The 21283-nt window shown below is 32.4% G+C and carries 17 protein-coding genes; 11 read left to right on the forward strand and 6 right to left on the reverse strand.

Annotated elements, in window-relative coordinates; translation table 11 throughout:
* Positions 1 to 17 precede the first annotated feature (17 nt).
* Positions 18 to 2285 carry a hypothetical protein gene (locus GCL60_RS08675; RefSeq protein ID WP_153420258.1) on the reverse strand — a complete coding sequence of 756 codons (2268 nt, stop codon included), beginning with the start codon at positions 2283 to 2285 and terminating at the stop codon, positions 18 to 20.
* A gap of 148 nt (positions 2286 to 2433) precedes the next feature.
* Between GCL60_RS08675 and GCL60_RS08680 the strand changes: the two genes are divergently transcribed.
* Positions 2434 to 3765, forward strand: coding sequence for a PhoH family protein (locus GCL60_RS08680; RefSeq protein ID WP_153420259.1), 1332 nt, complete (start codon positions 2434 to 2436; stop codon positions 3763 to 3765).
* 185 nt (positions 3766 to 3950) lie between these two features.
* A complete protein-coding gene (locus GCL60_RS08685) occupies positions 3951 to 4388 on the forward strand; it encodes a GNAT family N-acetyltransferase (protein ID WP_153420260.1) in 438 nt (145 codons plus the stop codon).
* Positions 4389 to 4502: 114 nt separating this feature from the next.
* Here the strand turns inward: GCL60_RS08685 and GCL60_RS08690 are convergent, their stop codons facing one another.
* Positions 4503 to 5405, reverse strand: a complete 903-nt coding sequence (locus tag GCL60_RS08690; RefSeq protein WP_153420261.1) for a ParB/RepB/Spo0J family partition protein — start codon at positions 5403 to 5405, stop codon at positions 4503 to 4505.
* 606 nt (positions 5406 to 6011) lie between these two features.
* Here GCL60_RS08690 and GCL60_RS08695 point away from each other — a divergent pair.
* From GCL60_RS08695 to GCL60_RS08735, 9 genes are all read left to right on the forward strand, one after another.
* Complete coding sequence (locus GCL60_RS08695) at positions 6012 to 6836, forward strand: hypothetical protein (RefSeq protein WP_153420262.1); 825 nt, start codon at positions 6012 to 6014, stop codon at positions 6834 to 6836.
* Between the two features lie 196 nt (positions 6837 to 7032).
* Entirely contained in the window at positions 7033 to 8040 is a 1008-nt protein-coding gene (locus GCL60_RS08700) for an ATP synthase F0 subunit B (protein WP_153420263.1), read from the forward strand.
* A gap of 45 nt (positions 8041 to 8085) precedes the next feature.
* A complete protein-coding gene (gene atpH / locus GCL60_RS08705; RefSeq protein ID WP_153420264.1) occupies positions 8086 to 8652 on the forward strand; it encodes an ATP synthase F1 subunit delta in 567 nt (188 codons plus the stop codon).
* 11 nt (positions 8653 to 8663) lie between these two features.
* A complete protein-coding gene (atpA, locus tag GCL60_RS08710; protein WP_153420265.1) occupies positions 8664 to 10190 on the forward strand; it encodes a F0F1 ATP synthase subunit alpha in 1527 nt (508 codons plus the stop codon).
* Positions 10174 to 11112, forward strand: coding sequence for a F0F1 ATP synthase subunit gamma (locus GCL60_RS08715; RefSeq protein WP_153420266.1), 939 nt, complete (start codon positions 10174 to 10176; stop codon positions 11110 to 11112). The genes atpA and GCL60_RS08715 overlap by 17 nt, the downstream gene beginning before the upstream one ends.
* A 23-nt stretch (positions 11113 to 11135) precedes the next feature.
* Positions 11136 to 12551, forward strand: coding sequence for a F0F1 ATP synthase subunit beta (gene atpD, locus GCL60_RS08720; protein ID WP_153420267.1), 1416 nt, complete (start codon positions 11136 to 11138; stop codon positions 12549 to 12551).
* Positions 12552 to 12570: 19 nt separating this feature from the next.
* Positions 12571 to 13023 carry an ATP synthase F1 subunit epsilon gene (gene atpC, locus GCL60_RS08725; protein ID WP_153420268.1) on the forward strand — a complete coding sequence of 151 codons (453 nt, stop codon included), beginning with the start codon at positions 12571 to 12573 and terminating at the stop codon, positions 13021 to 13023.
* Positions 13024 to 13170: 147 nt separating this feature from the next.
* Positions 13171 to 14628 (forward strand): glycosyltransferase, encoded by a 1458-nt coding sequence (locus GCL60_RS08730; protein WP_153420269.1) that lies wholly within the window; start codon positions 13171 to 13173, stop codon positions 14626 to 14628.
* A gap of 8 nt (positions 14629 to 14636) precedes the next feature.
* Complete coding sequence (locus GCL60_RS08735) at positions 14637 to 15581, forward strand: hypothetical protein (RefSeq protein ID WP_153420270.1); 945 nt, start codon at positions 14637 to 14639, stop codon at positions 15579 to 15581.
* On the opposite strand, the gene ftsZ is transcribed toward GCL60_RS08735, so the two are convergent.
* The 4 genes from ftsZ to murC form a co-directional block, all read right to left on the reverse strand.
* Positions 15564 to 17312: a cell division protein FtsZ gene (gene ftsZ, locus GCL60_RS08740; RefSeq protein ID WP_153420271.1), complete on the reverse strand. Its 1749-nt coding sequence runs from the start codon at positions 17310 to 17312 to the stop codon at positions 15564 to 15566. The genes GCL60_RS08735 and ftsZ overlap by 18 nt on opposite strands.
* A gap of 42 nt (positions 17313 to 17354) precedes the next feature.
* The gene (gene ftsA, locus GCL60_RS08745) at positions 17355 to 18659 is read right to left on the reverse strand and encodes a cell division protein FtsA (RefSeq protein ID WP_153420272.1); all 1305 of its coding nucleotides are present in this window, start codon (positions 18657 to 18659) and stop codon (positions 17355 to 17357) included.
* 107 nt (positions 18660 to 18766) lie between these two features.
* Positions 18767 to 19885 (reverse strand): hypothetical protein, encoded by a 1119-nt coding sequence (locus tag GCL60_RS08750; protein WP_153420273.1) that lies wholly within the window; start codon positions 19883 to 19885, stop codon positions 18767 to 18769.
* Positions 19872 to 21281, reverse strand: a complete 1410-nt coding sequence (gene murC, locus GCL60_RS08755) for a UDP-N-acetylmuramate--L-alanine ligase (protein ID WP_153420274.1) — start codon at positions 21279 to 21281, stop codon at positions 19872 to 19874. The genes GCL60_RS08750 and murC overlap by 14 nt, the downstream gene beginning before the upstream one ends.
* Between the last annotated feature and the right edge of the window lie 2 nt (positions 21282 to 21283).

Raw genomic sequence — 21283 nt, forward strand, 5'->3', positions numbered from 1 at the left:
ACTCTTTTAATAAAAAATTATGAGTGTTTAAAGTTATTTTTTAAAGAATTAATAAATATTAAACTTTCCCAAGCATTTTTTCTTGTATAATGATAAATTTTTTCCAAATTTTCAAAAGTATTTTCACATAATTGGTAAACTTCTTTTGGTAAATTATTATAATCCTCACTACCAAGCATCATCATAGAAGTTTTAATTTTTTTAATTTCTTCTTCTTTGCTTTCATAAATTCTTCTAGCAATTATTGATAACTCTGCTTCAAATACTTTAGCAAAATTAAGTTCATCATTAGGTCTTTCAACTCTCCAAGAAGCAAGTTTAGCAACAAGTCTTTCTCTGATATCTCTTTTATTGCCAGTTGCACCCATTAAGGTTTCCATTTCATCCATTGTGCTTTCATTTGCTTCTTCATTTCTGCCAGTTATATCGTTTTGTATTTTCTCTTTTTTAATAAATGCAGAAACATTTCTCATGTACCTTTGTAATGCTTTTATATATTGTTCTTCATCATATAAATTTAAGGCAGATAAAAATTCTTTATGAAACTGTGATGAATATTGAGTCTTTATATACTTAATAAATTCTCTATAATCATGGTATCCACCACGAGGTTCAAATTGAAGATAGTCATAAATTGTTCTATCACGAGTTAGTTTTTCAATTTCATCAAATAAAGCGATTGCAGATAATGAATCATGTCTTTCATTTTGTGCAGCAAAATAAAGTAACATTTTCATTTCTCTTGGACTTGCTCCAAACCTTCCTTCATAAGCTACAGAACTTTGGCTTTCTTTTAAAATTTCTTCTACATTCTTTTTTAATAAACCTTTTTCAATTTCAGTAAAGGTATTTGATGGTTCATTTCCATCATAAAGAGCTTGTTTGTCATATGGGTCAAGTCTTGCAATTAAATTTCTTAAACTAGGATCATAATAATCAGGATCTGGTTGACGCAAGCGTGTTAATACTGCCCATTTAGCCAATAAGATAAGCGAATGTGGGCCAATTTTTTTTGTTTTTTCAATTATTTTAATGTCTTCTTCATATATTTTTTGTTCTAGTTTTGCTGATAATAAATATGGAACTCTAACTAATTCGAATCTTCCTTTAAATGATGGCCAATCAGGAGAGTTTTTAAAAGCATCAAGATGTTTTTCATTCGTACTTGCCATCATAATTAAATCAAGATCAGCAATTCCACTTGGTAAATTAATATTCATTTTTTCAATAGTTGTTAATAAATATTTAAATGCTTCAAGAGGACGTTTTAATAAATCAGCAAATTCTATAAATCCTCTGTTGGCATCTATCAGTTCTCCCTGTGGTTCAAAAATACGAATATTTTGAAGGGCAGGGGGAATGTTTTGAATATTTCTTTCCATAGTTATTTGTCTATCTTGTGCGTCTATTGCCATTTGAGGTTCTACCGAAGCAATTCCTACACGATATCTACTGCTATAGAAAAATCTTTCTACTTGAACATGACGAAGAACTTTTTCAAGATCGCCTTTATAAGCAACTAAAAGTGAATCAAAAATTTTCTTACTTTTAGCACCTAAAGCACCTTCTTCTAGATACATTGGGATATCATCATTATACATAACATTAGAAGTTATTTTTTTGTAAAACTCAACACGCTCTTTTTTGGGTAAAATAAAAATAGGATTTTCTTTCATTTCACTAACTATTTTACACATTATTTCATCATCTTCTAAATGAGCAAATGATTTGCTTCCATTTCGAGTTGGAGCTTCATCACCAAAACCAATATGTTTATTAAAATTGTCTCCTAATCCTTCATAGCCAATTTTATCTGAAGGAAAAATCCAATTAAATTTATAAACAACTCCATGTTCTGTTTTTGAATATTCTTCAAGAGCACTAGCTAAAGACTCAGCAGTTGAAGATTTACTTGAACCATTTGGACCATGTAATAAAATAAGTTTGTCTACTTTACCTTGTCTAACAAATTGTTCTAGCACCCTATATATACTTTCATGAGCTTCTTCTTGACCCGTAATTGCAGGTTTATTTTTTCCACGAATTCTTTCAAAAAGTTTAAAATGTCTCTTTGTAATATTATAGCTATGTTTAACTTCACTAACTCCAAAATATTTGAACATATCTAGCATATATTCTGCAGAGTTTCTTATGAGTTTTCTTGGGTCTTTACTAAAAATATCTAAAAATTCATCGTATGACAAAATATATTTTTGCTCTTTGAATTCACGTTTCACACTTTCTGAAACACTATTAAGCAGATCCTTGGATTGCAATTGTGCCATTTCTTTTTTCTCCTACTTTCGTACTAAAAAAAAATGCCTGTATCTGTTAACCTCAAACCATTCTCATGGAATGATAGAGTAAGAATTGATTTCTTGTAAGAGCGCGATCCCTCTTTGGATCGAATTATTTGTCGAAAGGGGTATAGGGTTGAAAAAGAAATTTGTAATAGACACAAATGTGTTGTTATCCAATCCAAGTGCCATTTTCTCTTTTGAAGATAATGATGTGTATATTCCAATTTCCGTAATTGAAGAATTAGACACATTTAAGAAGGGCCTTAGTGAAACAGGAAGAAACGCACGTCATTTTTCAAGAATTTTGGATGATTTACGTGAAAGAGGATCTTTAAGTAACGGAATCCCCCTTTTTAATGACAAAAGAGACAGTGGGAAAGTTTATGTTGTTTTAGAATCTGATATGGCCTTATTACCTGCACACTTTGAAAGGAAACCAGATAATTTAATACTTAGCGTAGCTCTTATACTAAAGAAACAGGTTGGCAATATGCCTGTTATCTTAATTACAAAAGATTCAAACTTGCGTATTAAAGCAGATGCTTTAGGAGTAAGTGTATCTGATTTTGAAGCAGATAAAGTAAATATCGAAGAACTTTATACAGGCATAGTTGAATTTGAAGTAGAATCTGAAATTCTTAAAAAATATTTATCATCAGGTTCTGTTTCTTTAGAAGAATATGACTTGATGCCTAATCAATATGTTATTTTAAGAGATTCAAAAGATCCTCTTCAGTTTGTTTACGGAAAATATGATCATGTAACTGGAAATTTAAAGAATTTAAACTTAGGGGGCAAAGATTTTGTTTGGGGTATTTATCCAAGAAATCTTGAACAAAGTTTTGCTTTAGATTTATTGCTTGATGATGATGTAAAGCTTGTTACATTGGTTGGAACAGCAGGTACTGGTAAAACTTTATTAGCCATTGCAGCAGGATTAGAAAAAACTACAGATGAATCTAAATATCAAAAACTTCTTGTGAGTAGGCCAATTTTTCCATTAGGGAGAGATGTTGGTTATTTACCTGGTACTTTAGAAGAAAAACTGAATCCTTGGATGCAGCCTATTTTTGATAACTTAGAATTGTTACTTGGTGGAGTTTCTCAAGGAAGACAAAAGCGTTTGTCTCAAAGTTATCATGAACTGATCAATCAAGGTATTTTGGAGGTCGAACCTCTAACCTATATAAGAGGACGTTCTATTCCTAATCAATTTTTCATTGTTGATGAAGCACAAAATTTAACACCACATGAAATTAAAACAATATTAACTCGTGCAGGTGAAAATACAAAAATTATTTTAACAGGTGATCCTTATCAAATAGATAATCCCTATGTTGATGCCGCATCAAATGGACTTACATATGTTGTGGAAAGAATGAAACAAGAAGCTATTGCTGGACATGTTTCTTTAGTTAAAGGAGAACGCTCCGCTCTTGCTACTATAGCGGCAACGTTACTTTAAATACATTTGGTTTTTAGTTTATGAAAAATTTAATAGAAAGCTCTGAAAAGACGATTCGGACTAAGTTTTTTTACATTCCTAGTTATATATAAAATGTATATTAGCTTCATCCAAATTCTTTTCCATTAGATTTGGATGATATTTTAAGGGCATTTGGATTTATCAAGGAAGCTAATGAAGTAGGAATGGTATTTGATTTAAATTATAGCAATTGTGATGGGTTTTTGGGAGATGTAAATAAAGTAACAGACAGATATGATGTCATTAACTTTATAGAAGTTCTTGAAAATTATGACCCTATTATTCGGGATTATTATTTGAATTTAGCAAATCATTTGGGGTTTTCTGATCTAAAACCTTATCACCTATTTTATATTAAAGCTGGAAATAGATCGGTATGCATTGCATCTTTGTTTTTTCATAATGAAATGTGCGGAATTTTTGATGTTCTTACTCATGATGAATTTAGAAAGCAAGGTTATGCCTCTATTATGATGCATTTTTTATTAAATTATGCAAAAAATATATCTTTAACTGCGTCTTCTAAAGAAGCGGTAAGTATTTATAAAAATTTAGGGTTTCAAGAGTTAGGAAATTATCATTGCTATGAATATAAAAAGTGATTCTGATTTTTGTATATATTTACTATTTATGGATAGCTTTTCTTATCGCAGGATCACTTTTGTTATTAAAAAATGGGTTTAATCAAATAAAATGTTAATTTTGGTAATTCGTTTTCATTTTGGTGGAGTTATAATATTACCGAGAATTAATTCCGAAATTCTTTCTAAGTCATCTAAAGTATAATAACTAATTTCAATTTTCCCTTTGTTTGTATCCCCTGTTATCTTAACTTTTGTCCCTAAGTGCCCTTTATATTGATCACAAATGTAACGGAGATCGGGAGATATGGAATCGATAAGAGTTTTTTGATTCTTTTCCGATTTAAAAGATTTAATGAGATCTTCCGTTTGTCTTACCGATAATTTTTTCTTTACAATGATGGAATGCACTTTTAATTGCATTTTTTCATTGTCAAATGAGCATAGTGCTCTAGCATGTCCTGCTGAAATGACTCGTTTATTTAAATCAGCTAAAATTTTCTCTGGAAGTGATAAAAGTCGGATCGTATTTGCTATTGTTGCCCTGTTTTTTCCAATGCGTGATGCTAATGTTTCTTGAGAGTAATTGTGTTCTTCAATAAGCTGCTTATACGATTGAGCTTCTTCAACAGCAGATAAAGATTCTCTTTGAATATTTTCAATTAAAGCTAGTTCAAGCCTAGAATGATCATGTAGTTCTCGAACAATGCAAGGAACCTTATCTAATCCAGCTATTTTTGCTGCTCTCCATCTTCTTTCACCGGCGATAATTGTAATATGTTCTTTGTTATCTGTAGATACAATTATAGGTTGTAGAATTCCATAGGTGCGTATGCTCTGAGCTAAATCTTCTAAACTATCTTGATCAAAATTATGTCTTGGCTGATTTTCAAGTGGCTCCAGATTATCAATGGAAATATATTCAATAATTTGGTTTTGATAATAATTTTTGGATTGATCAGAAAACTTTTGATTTAGTGTAAAAGATTTTTGTTTTTCAAAGTTCTGTGGTTCATTAATCGTTGAAATAGAGCTCATTTTTTCTCCTAAGAACAAATATGAATACTAATTCTAGTCTTTAAATTATATCAAGCGATTTAGAAAAAACTTAATATACCTAGTGTTTTCAAAAGTTTAAAACCAATTGTTTCACGTGAAACATTTTTGATAAATATATTTTCTCATATTTAAGAAGCTTGATGTAAATTTTGTTTGTAGGAAAATTAAACCCACTGTTTGAAACCTTGGCATATTTCATTTTAGAAATAGCATTATGAAAATTCGGTTTAAAGGGTTTATTAATTAATTCAATTAAAAAGCAAAATATTTTAAAATTAACTAGTATTATTAAATAAATGAATGATTGTTTCACGTGAAACAATTTTGTTTTAAAAAATATGCATACTCTTTAGAGAGCTTTTTTTTTCATACGACCAATGTCTTAGATCTAATACAGAGATGTAAATATGTTAATCATATTAGGTTTTTCAAAAAGGATTTCTTTTTCAAGAATTAGAAATTCATAACTCTAAAATATTTATTAAAAATTTAATTATGAATGAATCTGAATTAAAAACATAGAATGGGAGCATTGGGATTCACTATATCAAAATAGGAATATGTATTTTCATTTAGGAGATTCTAATGCATTCACCTCGTTCAAAGTTAATATCTATTTTAATTAGAAAAAAGTTATATGAAGAAATAGGACACATAATTTCTATAACGAGGCAAGGTTTTGATGTTCATGTTAAAACAGACTTTATTGAAATTCAGGAGCTACTAATTGATCTTCTAGAAAATGAGATCAATTCAAATTTAATTGATATAAATTTAGTTAGAGATCCAAAAATTCTAAATAGTGATAAAGTATCAAATTCTAATATTACTTCTTTAAAACCAACTATTTTAATACATACTGAATGTTTAAGTAGTGGATATGGATTTGTTAAATATAAAGTACCATCTCCTGATTCCTTATTGAGTTCTACATCCTCAGCGATTGAAAATATATTGGATTATTTTGGATTATCCATTTTTTTAGATGCTTTTGATTCCGATCTACTTTCAAAATTGAAACAAATAGCTAAGACATTAGGTTTAGCTATATTAATTGATGCCGTAGTTCAAACTGCATATTATGGAGGCTTTCATGGAGATAAAAATAGGTCACTTCAGTATCTAGATAGCATTCAATTAAATAATGATGAAATTTATAGCAAAATTAGTGTTCCTATAGAAAAATGTGCAGAAACATTTTTTTCTTACGTTATGCTTCAAGGCGAGGACGCTCATACATTTTTAAAGTCAAGTTTGAGTTACTATGCTGTAAAACTTCAAGGCTTCTCAATGACTAGGGCAAGTCAGGTTTTGCAAATTTCTAGAACAACCCTTCAAGAACATCTTAAACTAGCGGATCAACTTGGGGTATCTAATTTTTTTGAAGGATATAGACAAAAAACAATTTAATACTAAAATTAATTGCAAATTATGTGAGCGAGGGCTTGCAGAATCTCAAAGTTCACAGTAATAACAAGGCCAGATACAGGAACGAGCGGGTGCTGCTTGGGTCGCCGAACCTAAACAACACCGTTTTTGTTTTAGATATTTTATTTTCTTTAGATTATTCAGTGCTTCGCGCTGAATTTGCGCTGAGGTGGAGTAAATGGCAGGCTCACTAGATATATATCCGTTTCATGACACTGAAGGTGCCATAAGGTTTGGTATTCAGATTGGAATTTTTTTGGTTGGTGTTATTATTGCTCAAAAACTTATCATTGGACCTGCAATAAAACTTCATATTGAACGTAAACGCAGAACAATAGGTGCTACAGAAGCGTCAAGACTAGAAAATGATAGAGCTAAAAAACTTGAAATGGAATATTTAGCTCAATTAAAAAAAGGTGCTGAAGAAGCTAAAAGCTTAAGAGCGCAAGAAATTTCTGCTGCTCAAAAAGCAGCAAACAAATTAATTTCTGAAAATCAAAAAAAGGCTGATGCCTACTTAAATGAAGTTCGTGATCATCTTTCATCTGAAATAAATCAAGCTAAATCTAATCTTCCTAGCCAAGTTAAAGATCTTGTTTCAACAATTTATAAAAAAATTGGCGTTGCATTACTCCTTGCTATTATTGGATATAAAGGTTTTATTGAATCTTCTCCTGCATTAGCCGCATCAGGAACCGGTGAAACATCTTTTTGGTATAGTGTTTTTTGGCCCTATTTCCAGTTTGTAATTTATATTGGTGCTCTTGTTCTTTTTGCGCGCAAGCCAATTGCTGCAATGCTTGATAAAAATAGAAATGAGTTAAGAGCTCGTCTATCTGAAGCAAAAGAAGCAAGTATTTTGGCAGAACGTAAAGTTAAAGAATATGAAGCTCAAATTGCCTCATTAGAAAAAGAAATTGCAGAATTAAAAGAGCAGAGTCTTTTTGATGCAAAAATTGAGCGAGATAAAATTATGTCAGATGCTGCCAAAGTTTCTGAATCTATTTTAAAAGATGCAGAGCGTGCTGCAAAAGAACTTATAACTCGTAGCAAAGAAGAAATTCGTCAAGAATTATTTAATTTGGCTCTTCATGAAGTTGAAAAATCTCTTACTCCTGAACAGTTGCATACACTTGATTCAAAACTCAAGTCAGAGACGATTGACGGAATAAAAACGCTCAATTGAATATAAATTTTTTCAATTCTGCTTTTATGTGGAGTATTACTGTTTATGAATAAATTTTCTGGTCCTCTCGCAAGACGTTATGGGACTGCACTGTTTGAATGTGCAATTGAAGCATCTCAAAAAGGTGATCCTAGTTTGTTTGAAAGCTATGTTGAAGCTTCTAGAACTTTGATGACTATTTTTAATAAAAAAATGACTTCATTTTTTATTAATCCGACTTTATCAATTGAAGAAAAAAAACAACTTCTTGATACAGTTCTTAATAAAATATTTGTCAATAAAAAAATTCCTTCAGAGTTATCTGATTTTTTAAAATTAATGTTAGAAAATCACCGCTTCTCTGAATTACAAATGGTTTTAAAAAACTTTTTAATTAGAGCAGATGAATATGCAGGAGTAGCAAGAGCTACAATTATTTCTGCAAGTAAGTTAAATGAAAATGGAGAATCCGAATTTTCTTCCGTTCTTCATAATGTTTTAAATAAAAAAATAATCCTCGAATCGAAGGTAGATGAATCCCTACGTTCTGGTTTTATTATAAAAGTTGGAAATACAAACGTGGATGCGAGTCTGCGTTCTCGTCTTTTGAATCTTAAAGAGTCTTTGAGTTAGGAGTTGAATTCATGGAGCATATCCGGGTTGATGAAATAAGCCAATTATTAAAACAAAAAATTCAGGCTTTTGGACAAAAGGCAGAAGTATCTGAAACAGGCACAGTTGTGTCTATTGCAGATGGCATGGCTCGAATTTACGGCCTTGAAAAAGCAATGATCAGTGAACTTATCACGTTTGAAAACGGGGTTAAAGGTATTGTACTTAACCTTGAAGAAGATAACGTTGGTGTTGCTGTATTTTCTGGGGCAGAAACTGTTCGTGAAGGTATGCAAGTTCGCCGGACTGGAAACGTAAATAGTATTCCAGTAGGTCCACAGTTATTAGGCAGAGTTGTAAATGCTTTAGGTGAGCCTATTGATGGCCTAGGTGAATTAAACTCAAATGAAATTTCTCCTGTTGAAGTAAAAGCACCCGGTATTATGGCACGTAAAAGTGTTCATGAACCAATGCAAACTGGAATTAAGTCAATTGACTCTATGATTCCAATTGGGCGCGGACAACGTGAGCTTATTATTGGTGACCGCCAAACAGGAAAAACAGCAATTGCTATCGATACAATCATTAACCAAAAAGGTAATGGTGTTAAATGTATCTATGTTGCAATTGGACAAAAATATTCAACAATTGCACAGGTTGTTGAAAAACTTCGCCGCGCAGGAGCTCTTGAGTATACAACAATTGTTGTTGCTGGTGCCTCCGAGGCTGCAACTCTACAATTTATGGCTCCTTATACGGGCTGTACAATTGGTGAATACTTCCGTGATCGTGGTGAACACGCGGTTGTATTTTATGATGATTTAACAAAACACGCTCAAGCTTATCGTGAGCTTTCTTTATTACTTCGTAGACCTCCAGGTCGTGAAGCATATCCTGGTGACGTATTTTATCTACACAGCCGTTTATTAGAGCGTGCATGTAAATTAAATGATGAATTAGGTGCAGGAAGTTTAACAGCTTTTCCTATTATTGAGACTCAAGCTAATGATATCTCAGCATATATTCCTACAAACGTAATTTCTATTACAGACGGTCAAATCTTCTTAGAAGCTGACTTATTTAATGCTGGTATGCGTCCTGCTGTAAATGCTGGTCTATCCGTATCTCGTGTGGGTGGAGCTGCTCAAACTGGCGCAATGAAACAAGTTGCAGGTAATCTTCGTCTTGAATTAGCTCAATATCGTGAGTTGGCTGCATTTGCTCAATTTGGTTCCGATCTTGACGCCGCAACGCGTAAGCAAATTAACCGTGGTCAAAGATTAACTGAATTGCTTAAGCAAGCTCAATACTCTCCATTGCCTATGGAAAAACAAGTTCTTACTATTTTTTCAGCTATTAATGGCTATTTAGATAACATTGAAGTGCGTTTCGTAGGTGCTTTTGAGCGTCAAATGCTCAATTATTTTGAAGCTACTCATAAGAAAATTTTAGATGAAATTGCTACAGGTAAGAAAATGAGCAACGAGTTGCAAGCGGAAATTAAAAAAGCCCTTGACGATTTCGCAAAGAGGTTTGAACCAAATGCCAGCAAGTCTTAAGGATCTTCGCAGTAAAATAAAAAGTGTAAAAGGCACTCAACAAATTACGAAAGCAATGAAGTTGGTTTCTGCTGCGAAGTTTGGCCGTGCGCAGCACAATGTGGTTAATTCTAGACCATACGCCCATTCCTTAGCACAACTTACTTCAAAAATTGCTGGTGTAGTTAGCGGCGGATGTAATCATCCGCTTATGAATGAGTCTTCTTCTAAAGTAGCTGCCGTTCTTGTGATCTCTTCTGAAAGAGGTTTATGTGGTGGCTATAATGCTAACGTAACAAAACATGCAATCAAAACAATTTCAGAACTCGAATCAGAGGGCTATAAAGTTGTAACGATTTGTATTGGAAAAAAAGCATTACAAACTTTAAGTAGAAGACGTAAGTTATTAACGAAAACAAAAGAGGAAGCATTATTTGTTTCTGAAAACGATTATTGCAATGATCCTTCTGTTTTAGTTTCAGAAAATGGGCTTATTTCAATTACAGCTCATTTTGACAAACCAACAAATGCAAACGCGACACGTTTATCAGATGCTTTTGGTAAGCTTTATTCAGATGGTAAAATTGGAAAATTTGTTGTTGTCTATAATAAATTCCAGTCTGCTATGTCACAAACTCCAACGTCTGATGTTGTTTTGCCACTTCATATTGGTACTACTTCAATTGAAGCAGAGCCTATTTTTGAGCCAGAAGTTGATGAGCTCATTTCATTTGTGATTCCAAGATATATGGCATCAAGAATTTTTCAAACACTTCTTGAAGCTGTTGCAAGTGAACATGGTGCACGTATGACTGCAATGGATAATGCTACAAGAAATGCTAAGGAAATGGAGCGTAAACTCCAAATTACTTATCAAAGGGCTCGTCAGGCGGCAATTACTAAGGAACTTATTGAAATTATAAGCGGTGCTGAAGCACTATAATTTAAAAAAATTTGGAGTTTTTTATGTCAGGATTAGGAAAAATCATTCAAGTCATGGGGCCTGTTGTTGACGTGCAATTTACGCATGGAAACCTGCCTGAAATTTATTATGCTTTACGTACAACAAATACTTCTATTAATAGCGAAAAAGAAAATCTTGTTTTAGAAGTTGCTCAACATCTTGGTGAAAACACAGTTAGAGCAATTGCTATGGACTCCACAGAAGGTCTATGTCGTGGAATTGAAGTTCGTAATACTGGAGAACAAATTTCAGTACCAGTTGGGAATGCTGTTCTTGGTAGAATTATGAACGTAATTGGTGAGCCAATTGATGGCCGCGGTAAAGTTGGATCAGAAAAACACTATCCAATTCACCGTAAGGCTCCTGATTTTACTCGTCAGAGTACAAAACTTGAAATGCTTGAAACAGGTATTAAAGTTGTTGACTTGCTTGCTCCTTATCAAAAAGGTGGAAAAATTGGTCTTTTTGGTGGAGCTGGGGTTGGTAAAACAGTATTAATTATGGAATTAATTAATAATATTGCTAAACAACACGGTGGTTACTCCGTATTTGCTGGTGTTGGTGAACGTACTCGTGAAGGTAACGACCTTTATCATGAAATGAAAGACTCAGGAGTTCTTGATAAAGTGGCTCTAGTGTATGGGCAAATGAATGAGCCGCCAGGAGCACGTGCTCGTGTTGCTCTTTCAGGTCTTTCTGTTGCAGAATATTTCCGTGATGAACAAAATCAAGACGTTTTATTTTTCGTAGATAATATTTTCCGCTTTACACAAGCTGGTGCAGAAATTTCCGCCTTACTTGGCCGTATTCCATCTGCTGTGGGTTATCAACCAAACTTAGCTACAGAAATGGGTGATCTACAAGAGCGTATTACTTCTACGAACACAGGTTCTATTACTTCTGTTCAAGCTATTTACGTTCCTGCAGATGACTATACTGACCCAGCGCCTGCTACAGCATTTGCTCACCTTGATGCAACAACAAACCTAGATCGTTCCTTAACTGAAAAAGGAATTTATCCAGCTGTTCATCCTCTTAACTCAACAAGTAGAATTCTAGATCCTCAAATTGTTGGAGATGAGCATTACAATACAGCGCGTAAAGTTCAGCAAATTTTACAACGCTACAAAGAGTTACAAGATATTATTGCAATTCTTGGTATGGATGAGCTTTCTGAAGAAGATAAACTTGTAGTTGCTCGTGCACGCCGTATAGAACGTTTTCTTTCTCAGCCATTTCACGTTGCAGAAGTATTTACTGGTAATCCAGGTTGTTACGTTAAAGTTTCAGATACCGTTCGTAGCTTTAAAGAGGTTTGTGAAGGTAAATGGGATCACTTACCGGAATCAGCATTTTATATGGTTGGCGGTATAGACGAGGCAGTTGAAAAAGCAAGAAAGATGGGAGTTTCCGTCTAATTTGGGGTATTAAAATATTATGGTCGAAGCAAAAGGCAATATGAGAGTTGTAATTTTAACTCCTTACAAGCGTCTTCTTGATCTGTCTGGCGTTACCGAATTGTATTTACCTATTGAAAACGGGATAATCGGGGTATTACCTGGTCACGCTCCAATGGTTTCTGCAGTAGGAACAGGGGTTGTTGTTTATACTCAAAATAACGTCTCAGGTTTTTTTAAAGTTGCTGGAGGTGTTGCTGAAATTACTGGCGCTTCTGTAACTTTATTGGTTGATGTCGGTGAAGATGCATCACAAATTGATGTTGAAAGAGCAAAATCTTCTCTTGAAAGAGCTGAAAATCGTTTGATTGCAAAAGCATCTGAGCATATAGATATTAAAAGAGCTGAAGCCTCAAAATTAAGAGCTATAGCAAGATTAGAAGCAGCGGAATTGCATATGGGCAAAAACTCTCAAGACAAAAAATCATTATAAAATTAAGAATTTTATAATTTAAGTAATTTTTTTGATTGTTGCAGTCGTTCATAGTAAATTTTAATCTGTTTATTGTGCTAGGATTAATGGAAGGGTTTTTTAGCTCTTCCTTTTTTATTCTTTGATCTTAAAGATGGTGTGCAAAAGATGACTTCTCAGCTGACTTTGTTAGAAGAAGCTAACTTTAAGGATAATTCAGATATTGTTTGGCTTGCTATCGATTCAAGGTCTGCACAGTCAGGTGTTGTTTCAGGTATTTCAAGATTTGTTATAGGTTTGACTAGAGCTCTAGCTGCAGAGTTAGATAATAGAAAAATAGTTTTTACAAAAAATAAAAAAAGATTAAAAATCCTAATTGTTTCTAAGTCAGAGCCAGCTCAATGGGTTCTTGAATTGGTACATAAATATCCAAATATTGTTTCGTTTTGGAGTGGTGGCCCCGGCGCTCTACAAAAGTCTTATGATAAACCAATATGGCTATGGCCAACTTTTGCATTAAAAAGAATTCAAAAGCTCACAAACAACCAAGTTATTTGGTTTGCTCCCGCTAATTTTGATAGACCATTGTTTGTTTCTAGAAATAATATGTCATCAAGAGTAATTCAGGTTGTTCATGACAGTATTCCATTTATGCCCGTTAAAGGTGTTGGCTTTATATTTAAAAGACAGTTTCGCTTTTTAGTAAAAAGAGCTTTATCTCGCTTGCCTTTTGTTACAACGGTTTCAACTCATTCAGCTAAAATACTGCAAGGTTTAGTTAAAAAAAGAACAGCTCCACTATATGTTATTGGTGATGCAGTCGATCTGCATTTTGGAAGTAAATCGAGAATAACTGATAATAATCTTCTTTTTTCCTTACGTAAAAAATTTTTGGATGAAGTTACATTTGAAAAAGATTCTGAAAAATTCACGTTATTTATTGAAAAAATAATACAAGGCAATTGGGTATTAGGTGTAGGAAGAAATCAAAAATATAAGTGCTGGGATATAGCTTCTCAAGCAGTAATGAAAGTCGCAACAGATTCATCATTAAATGTTTGGTTTATTCGAATAGGAGCTGATCAAAAGGAAATATCAGGATATTTAAAAAAATGTGTTCCTAAAGAAATAGGAAAAATTAAATTTTTTGAAAATTTAAAAACAATTATTTTTCCTATTTTGTCTGATTTCGAATTAGCTGAATTATACAGATTGTCGTCGCTTCTTGTTCATCCTTCTGTTGCAGAAGGATTTGGTCTTCCTCCATTAGAAGCTGCTCTAAGTGGAACTCCGGTTATTTATAGAACATCTACCGCTGTAGATCAGCATTTTTCCCCTGGCATGCTTCCAAGTAATTTTTGGTGTGGGTTAGATAATGGTTATTTAGCTATTTGGGCAAAACAAATTGAAAAAATGCTTATAGATAATAAGGATTCTGAATTTTATATAAACTTGAATAAAGCAAAATCCACACGAGAATTTATTGTAGAGAAAGCTCAAGGTAAAAGTTTTGAATGGAATGAGTCAGCAATTTCTCTATTAGATTGGCTTTTAAGTGATGCAGGTATAATAAATAAATTCAATAAAAAAGCTCTTAATGCTGCATTCAGTGAAGTAAAAAAATAGGGGATACCATGAAGATTGGGGTTTTATTTTGGGGCTTTAAAGATTTAAATTTAGCCGCAGAATGCGCTAATTTACTTAAAAAAGATCATGGAATAAAAGAGTTTTACATTCAAATATCTCCTCAAGAAAAAACAATTTCATTATTAGATATTTTTCCAGAAGAAATAATACGCTCAGATTTTGATGATTTAAATTTTTTTTATAAGTGGTTATCTCGAAATCATAAAAAAAATATAATAATAGTTATGGATTTTTGGACTCTTTTATCTAAGAAAAATTTTAGTTCTAATTTAGAAGTATTAAAAAAAATATTTGATGAACCTTTTCATTTTTTAATATGCTGCCCTAAAATTTATCATGACCCAATTCTAGATATAAATCAGAAAAAATTAATTAATATTGTTGATAAAACTTTTGATTATTTTAAAAATGTACAGTCTTTATATGAAATTTCTTTAAATAGTTCAGCTTCTTTGACAATGCTTTCTTATCCACCAAATATTGATTTTTTAAATTCAATGTGTGGACAAGATTTTTTTATTGTAAAGAAATTTAATATTTTTAGAATTATTCCTTCAATACTAAATGATTTTCCATCTGTTTTTATAAGTAAAACTCTTTTATTAAATGAAATTAAGAAAAAAATCATTGATTTTTCAGAATTATTTCAATCTGTAAAAAGTAAAAAAGAGGGAGAGTTATTATTTAAAAATATATTGAAAGGTGATGTATTAAATAGTCACTACAGATATGAAAACAGCAAAAAGAAAAAATATAATGGTTTTTTAATATTATCATCAATAGAAAGATTTTATAATCTTAGCTCAAAAGAAGATACTAAATTTTTACTTTGGTTAGTTTATTTAGCTATAATGGATCACGAGGTTTTAAATAGAATTGAAGAAGAAAATGAAAAATCTTCTTCAATATTATTTTCAAGCATTCCTGTGTGAATCATCTTTTCTGCGCATAAATGCTGGCGTTTCAAAATCAGAATCATCAATTTCAATATCAGATAATTCTTTAGCAAGTTTTAAAGCTGTTTCAGCAGCATCTTCTTGATTGTGATCTTCGTTTTTAATAGCAGAAGAAGCACCCATTACTTTTGGATCATTTGCTTTATTTGAATTTTGTTGCTGATTTGCCATATCAAAAGTCCATTTTGTTAGTTCTTCTAAATCGGAAGTTGGCTCATTTTTGGAGTTTTGTGGCTGATTAGGCCAAGCAGAGGGAGCTTGGTTTTCATGAGATTTAATTGGATTATGATGTTGGTTGTTTAATGTGTTTCTATGATCAACTTGAGGGTTTGATCTAAATAAATTTCCAGAATTTAAATTATTGTGAGAGTTATTTAAATCTTGGTTTGGATTATTTGATCTAGGGCTTTGTTGATTTGGAATTCCTTGATTGTAATTTTGTTGAACATCTCTTCCAAATTGTTGTGGTCTAGCAAAATGATTTGGTTGATTATTTGGTTGAGCAAACTGATTTTGCTGATGAATTTGTTGATTAGACATTTGATTTGGATTTCTAACGTCATAAGGATTTACGGCAGGAATATTTTGCGCAAAACCTGTTTGTGAACGTTGTGAATTCATTCCTGCAAATGCCTGCTGTGGTATTTGTTGTTGTGGTTGATTTGTTACGTTAGGTGGAATGAATTGACCTTGTTGCTGAATATTTGAAAATCCGTGAGCTGTTTCTGGAAAAGAAACGCGCGCTTGATCAAATCCTGTAGCAATTACTGTCACTCGAATGGTTTCACCCATAGTTTCATCAATTACGGCACCAAATATAATATTAGCTTCTTCATGCGCTGCTTCTTGAATTAGAGTAGAAGCTTCACTAATTTCATGAAGTGTCATGGAACTTGTTCCCGTAATATTAATTAGAATTCCAGTTGCGCCTTCAATATCTATATCTTCAAGTAATGGAGAATTAATAGCAGAACGAGCGGCTTCAGCGGCTCTATTAGGGCCAGTAGCAGTACCTATACCCATAAGTGCCATACCCATTTCAGACATAATTGTTTTTACATCTGCAAAGTCCACATTTACGCGTCCAGGAATGTTAATAATATCTGAAATGCCTTTAACTGCATTTAATAAAACTTCATCTGCGAGTTTAAATCCTTCAAGCATGGACATTTCTGGTGGAGCAATGCTTAAAAGTCTTTGGTTTGGAATAGTAATTAGGGTATCTACAGACTGTCTTAAGGATTGAATACCATGTTCAGATTGTTGTTTTCTTCTTTTACCTTCAAATGTAAAAGGCTTTGTTACAACACCTACTGTTAACGCACCTAATTCTCGTGCAACTTGTGCAATAATAGGAGCTGCACCGGTTCCAGTACCACCGCCCATACCACCAGTTACGAAAACCATATCGGCGCCACTTAAAACTTCTTGTAAAATTGCTTTGTCTTCAAGAGCTGCATTTCTGCCCATTTCTGGATTTGCACCAGCTCCAAGACCTTTCGTCAATTCACGTCCAAGTTGGATTTTAATGGGAGCAAGATTTGATTGAAGCGCTTGAACATCAGTATTTGCTGCAATAAATTCAACACCACTGAGTCCAGATTCAATCATTGTATTCAGAGCGTTTCCTCCGCCTCCACCCACACCAATCACTTTAATGATTGCGTTTGAAGAGTATTTATTATTTTTATCCGCTCTTTCACTCATTTTTAAAATCCTCCGTGTTTCTTATCATTTTAGTATTAATAATTATCTAGAAGCAAATGGTTCTTTCAGTTTATGCCATATTTTTGTTGCGAAAGATCCAATTCTTTTAGATTCTTCTGTTTGGAATGCTGAGTTTTCACCATGAATTGTTGCAAAAAGAGTTGATAATGTACCAACACTAGAAGCCCAAATTGGTGATTTAAGTCCTTCAGTTGCACCAGTAATATTTATTGGCATTCCAACACGCGCATGCAAAGAAAAAATTTCTTCAGTAGCTAAAGCCATACCACTTAGAAGTGCACCGCCTCCGGATAAAACAATTCCTTTTGAAGTTTTGGTAATTAGTTTTGATCTTCTTAAATCAGTATAAATTGTGTTTAAAATTTCTCTTACTCGTGGTTCAATTATTTGATTAATTTCTTTTCTAGTTACGTAGCGAGAAGTATTTCCATCAATACTACAAATTTCAATTTTTTCATTTGCATCTTTTGTAGAAAATTCAATTGCTTTTCCTAATTCTTTTTTAACTCTTTCCGCTTCGGCTTGTGTTGTTCTTAAACCAATAGAAAGATCTTTTGTAATGTGGTGTGATCCAATTGGATATTCTTTAGAATATACTGGAATATTTCCTAAATACACTGCAGCATGTGTTAAATGAGCACCAATTGATAATGAAATACACCCAAATTCTTTTTCATCTTTTGTTAAAACACCCTCTGCGGCAGCCAATGGTTCAAATGCAAAACTTTGAACTCTTATGCCTGCATTGTTGCATGCTCTTACAATATTATGAAGGTCAGCTTGAGGATAAAAAACGCGGTGGTGCATTATTGATAAAGACGTTCCTTGCATACCAATTGGGTTTTGAATACCGTGTTTTCCATCTACGGAATAAGAACTAGGTATCATATGAATAAAATCATAACCCATTGGAGGTTTTTGATTTCGAACCGCGGTTGAAACTCGTTCGAGATCTGATGCTCTAATTTCTTCACCTTTGATTGAGCAGGTTTCAACGTGATTATCGAATTGAGCTGCCGTTCCTGCAATACATGCGCGTATGGAATCAATTTCAACACCAGATTGGCGTTCAACTTCATCAATTGTTTCAAGAATGGAAGCGGTTACAGCGTCAATACTTGAAACAACTCCTTTTTTAATAGAGCCATTATTATTTATTCTTGCAGCCCCTAAAATTTGAATTCGGGATGAATCTTTGTCATTTTGAAAATGATCATCTTGCTGAGCTAATGGAGGTTTATTTTCATAGCTTGCCGCAATTAGGCTTGTATGAGTTGAGCCTAGCGAAAGGGAAATACAAATATTTTTATTTAGAGATGTTTTCATGTCAATTTAACTTTGCATGCAAAATGTTTAAAAAGCATTTTGTGAACGCGCTCTCTTTAAACTTACACAATCAAAAAATAAAAGTCATTAGCAAGATTTAAAAATCCCTATTGAGATAATTTTGAAGTAGCGCCTTGAATCTTAAAGCTTGCCTTATCTGTAAAGTCAAGATCAACCTTATTTGGTAAAATATTTTTATTACCTAATTCTTTTAGAATTATTTTCAGTCTTTCTAATTTATCTTTAATATTATTTTCACCAACTAGGGCAATTAAATAATCACTATCTTGCTTTTCTAAAGTTGAATTATTTTGTGAATCTGTTTTGGGTTTTTCTGTGTTTTTATCTGGAATTTTATTATTTAATAAAGAATTGTTTCGATTTATTTTAAGTGTAAAACCTGTATTTGAGTCCCAAGATATTTTTGATAGAGAGTATCCCTTTCCAAGCTTCAGCATTTCAGAATTAATGAACTTTGTTTGGGTCAAAAGCCATATAAAATTTACAGGTGTATTGGTCTCATTTAAATTATTATTATCTAATTTTTTATTTTTTTTAATTTTAATGTTTGTATTTTTTGATTTCCAATTGATTTTTAATTCGGGAGCATCCAATTTAAGCAATGAGGTATACTCATTTGGAAGAGGATTTTTTGCTATAATTTTCATATTATTGCTAATTACATAACGTTCTCCATTTTTTGCTTCAATGAGCAAAATTGGAATTTGCATTATTGCATTAATTTGTAATTTTCCATCTAAACCTAAACGAATCCAATACTGATCAATTAAGTCTGTAGAGGATAATATGGAATTTATTTTAGCAATAAAATCGGAACGCTTTTCTTTATTTTGTCTAGATTTTTCAATTTCTTTACTTATTTCAATATAAAGTTCATTTGTGATCGCTTTATTATCAGTCTCAATTTGAACTTGTGTAGGCAATATTTTTTCACTATAAATATCTACAAAATAAACGCCTGATTTAATACAAATGATAGAAATAGTGAGAAGAGAAAGAATATAAGTAAATTTGGGTTTGCTTTTAAAAAAATGATATACTACCTGAATTATTTTTTTCATAGAAATATATAAATGAAGTAAAACAATTATATACCATTTTGTAGATGCCGTTTTTTTTGTTTTTTTTGTCCCTTTGCGGCTCCTTAAGTCTAGCTTTTGGGAGGCTAGCAAATTTACTTTTCTTTGCTTCTTACTTACATTCAAGTTTTAATTTCTCCAATAGCATATTTCCTGCTTGTCTTACGTCCCCGGCGCCTAAGGTTAAAACAACTGCGCCTTTATTTAGATCTATTGATTTTATTATATTATGGGCCTTAATAACAGCATCATTTAGATTTTCTGATATATGAGTAGAATTAGATGCATTATTGAAGCTATTTAATTTTATTTGATGAGCAATAGTTGAAGTATTTATTCCCGAAATCTCTTGTTCACCAGCAGAATAAATTGGCGTAATAACAACATTATCGGCGTCTTGAAAACATTTTGCAAACTCATCCATTTGGTGTTTCATTCTAGAATAACGATGAGGCTGAAAAATAGCAATGATTTCTCTTTCGGGGAAACTTTCTTTTGTTCCTTTTAATACAGTTTCAATTTTTTTCGGGTTATGTGCGTAGTCATCAACAATTAATATTTTATTTACTTCACCTAAAATGGTATAACGATGTTGAACACCCTCAAATTTTGAGATAGATGCACATATTTTTTCAATATCAAGTTCAAGAAGTGAAGCAACAGCAAATGTAGCAAGAGAATTTGAAAGATTGTAAGAACCAGGCATTTTTAATTTAACTTTTGAATATGTTTTTCCATAAATTCGTGGAGTATAGGTGGTTGTCATTCCATCTGTTACTTTATCTGAAATAGTGATATCAGCATCTTGTCTTAATCCATATGTAACAAGTTTTCTTCTTATTTTTGGCAAAATAAGTTGTACAATAGGATCGTCAATGCAAGCACAAACAGCACCATAAAAAGGAACTTTATCTAAAAAAGTCTCGAAAGCTTTAACAATATCTTCGAGGTTATCATAGTGATCAAGATGATCTCTATCTATGTTTGTTATAATTGCAATTGTTGGTGTTAACCTTACAAAACTACCATCACTTTCATCAGCTTCAGCTACAAAAAGATCGCCCTTTCCAAGTTTTGCATTACTTTCAAATGAATTTATTTTTCCACCTATAACGACCGTAGGATCAAGTCCTACATCATTTAATGCAGAAGCTAAGATACTTGTTGTTGTTGTTTTTCCATGAGTACCAGCAACAATGACTCCATATTTCATTCGCATCAATTCACTTAGCATTTCGCTTCTATGAATGATTGGAATTCTACTGTTTTGAGCTTCAATTATTTCTGGATTATGTTTATTTATTGCACTACTAACAACGAGAACTTGGGTGTTTTTTATATTTTCAGAATTGTGTCCAATAAATATTTTTGCACCTAGTTTTTCTAGTTTATCTGTAATTTGAGATTTTTTTATATCACTTCCTGAAATATGATAACCTGAATTTAGTAGGACTTCAGCTATGCCTGACATTCCGCTTCCACCAATTCCTACAAAATGAATTCTTTTAATTGCATTAAACATAT

It is taken from the genome of Silvanigrella paludirubra (assembly GCF_009208775.1).
GTDB classification, from domain to species: Bacteria; Bdellovibrionota_B; Oligoflexia; order Silvanigrellales; family Silvanigrellaceae; genus Silvanigrella; species Silvanigrella paludirubra.

Excerpts from the sequence above, each read along its gene's own strand:
- atpA (WP_153420265.1), top strand. The coding sequence starts at position 8,664 with ATGGAGCATATCCGGGTTGATGAAATAAGCCAATTATTAAAACAAAAA.
- ftsA (WP_153420272.1), bottom strand. The coding sequence starts at position 18,659 with ATGAAAACATCTCTAAATAAAAATATTTGTATTTCCCTTTCGCTAGGC.
- atpD (WP_153420267.1), top strand. The coding sequence starts at position 11,136 with ATGTCAGGATTAGGAAAAATCATTCAAGTCATGGGGCCTGTTGTTGAC.
- GCL60_RS08730 (WP_153420269.1), top strand. The coding sequence starts at position 13,171 with ATGACTTCTCAGCTGACTTTGTTAGAAGAAGCTAACTTTAAGGATAAT.
- GCL60_RS08735 (WP_153420270.1), top strand. The coding sequence starts at position 14,637 with ATGAAGATTGGGGTTTTATTTTGGGGCTTTAAAGATTTAAATTTAGCC.
- GCL60_RS08690 (WP_153420261.1), bottom strand. The coding sequence starts at position 5,405 with ATGAGCTCTATTTCAACGATTAATGAACCACAGAACTTTGAAAAACAA.
- atpC (WP_153420268.1), top strand. The coding sequence starts at position 12,571 with ATGGTCGAAGCAAAAGGCAATATGAGAGTTGTAATTTTAACTCCTTAC.
- murC (WP_153420274.1), bottom strand. The coding sequence starts at position 21,281 with ATGTTTAATGCAATTAAAAGAATTCATTTTGTAGGAATTGGTGGAAGC.
- GCL60_RS08715 (WP_153420266.1), top strand. The coding sequence starts at position 10,174 with ATGCCAGCAAGTCTTAAGGATCTTCGCAGTAAAATAAAAAGTGTAAAA.
- GCL60_RS08700 (WP_153420263.1), top strand. The coding sequence starts at position 7,033 with ATGGCAGGCTCACTAGATATATATCCGTTTCATGACACTGAAGGTGCC.
- GCL60_RS08675 (WP_153420258.1), bottom strand. The coding sequence starts at position 2,285 with ATGGCACAATTGCAATCCAAGGATCTGCTTAATAGTGTTTCAGAAAGT.
- GCL60_RS08695 (WP_153420262.1), top strand. The coding sequence starts at position 6,012 with ATGCATTCACCTCGTTCAAAGTTAATATCTATTTTAATTAGAAAAAAG.
- GCL60_RS08685 (WP_153420260.1), top strand. The coding sequence starts at position 3,951 with ATGGTATTTGATTTAAATTATAGCAATTGTGATGGGTTTTTGGGAGAT.
- ftsZ (WP_153420271.1), bottom strand. The coding sequence starts at position 17,312 with ATGAGTGAAAGAGCGGATAAAAATAATAAATACTCTTCAAACGCAATC.
- atpH (WP_153420264.1), top strand. The coding sequence starts at position 8,086 with ATGAATAAATTTTCTGGTCCTCTCGCAAGACGTTATGGGACTGCACTG.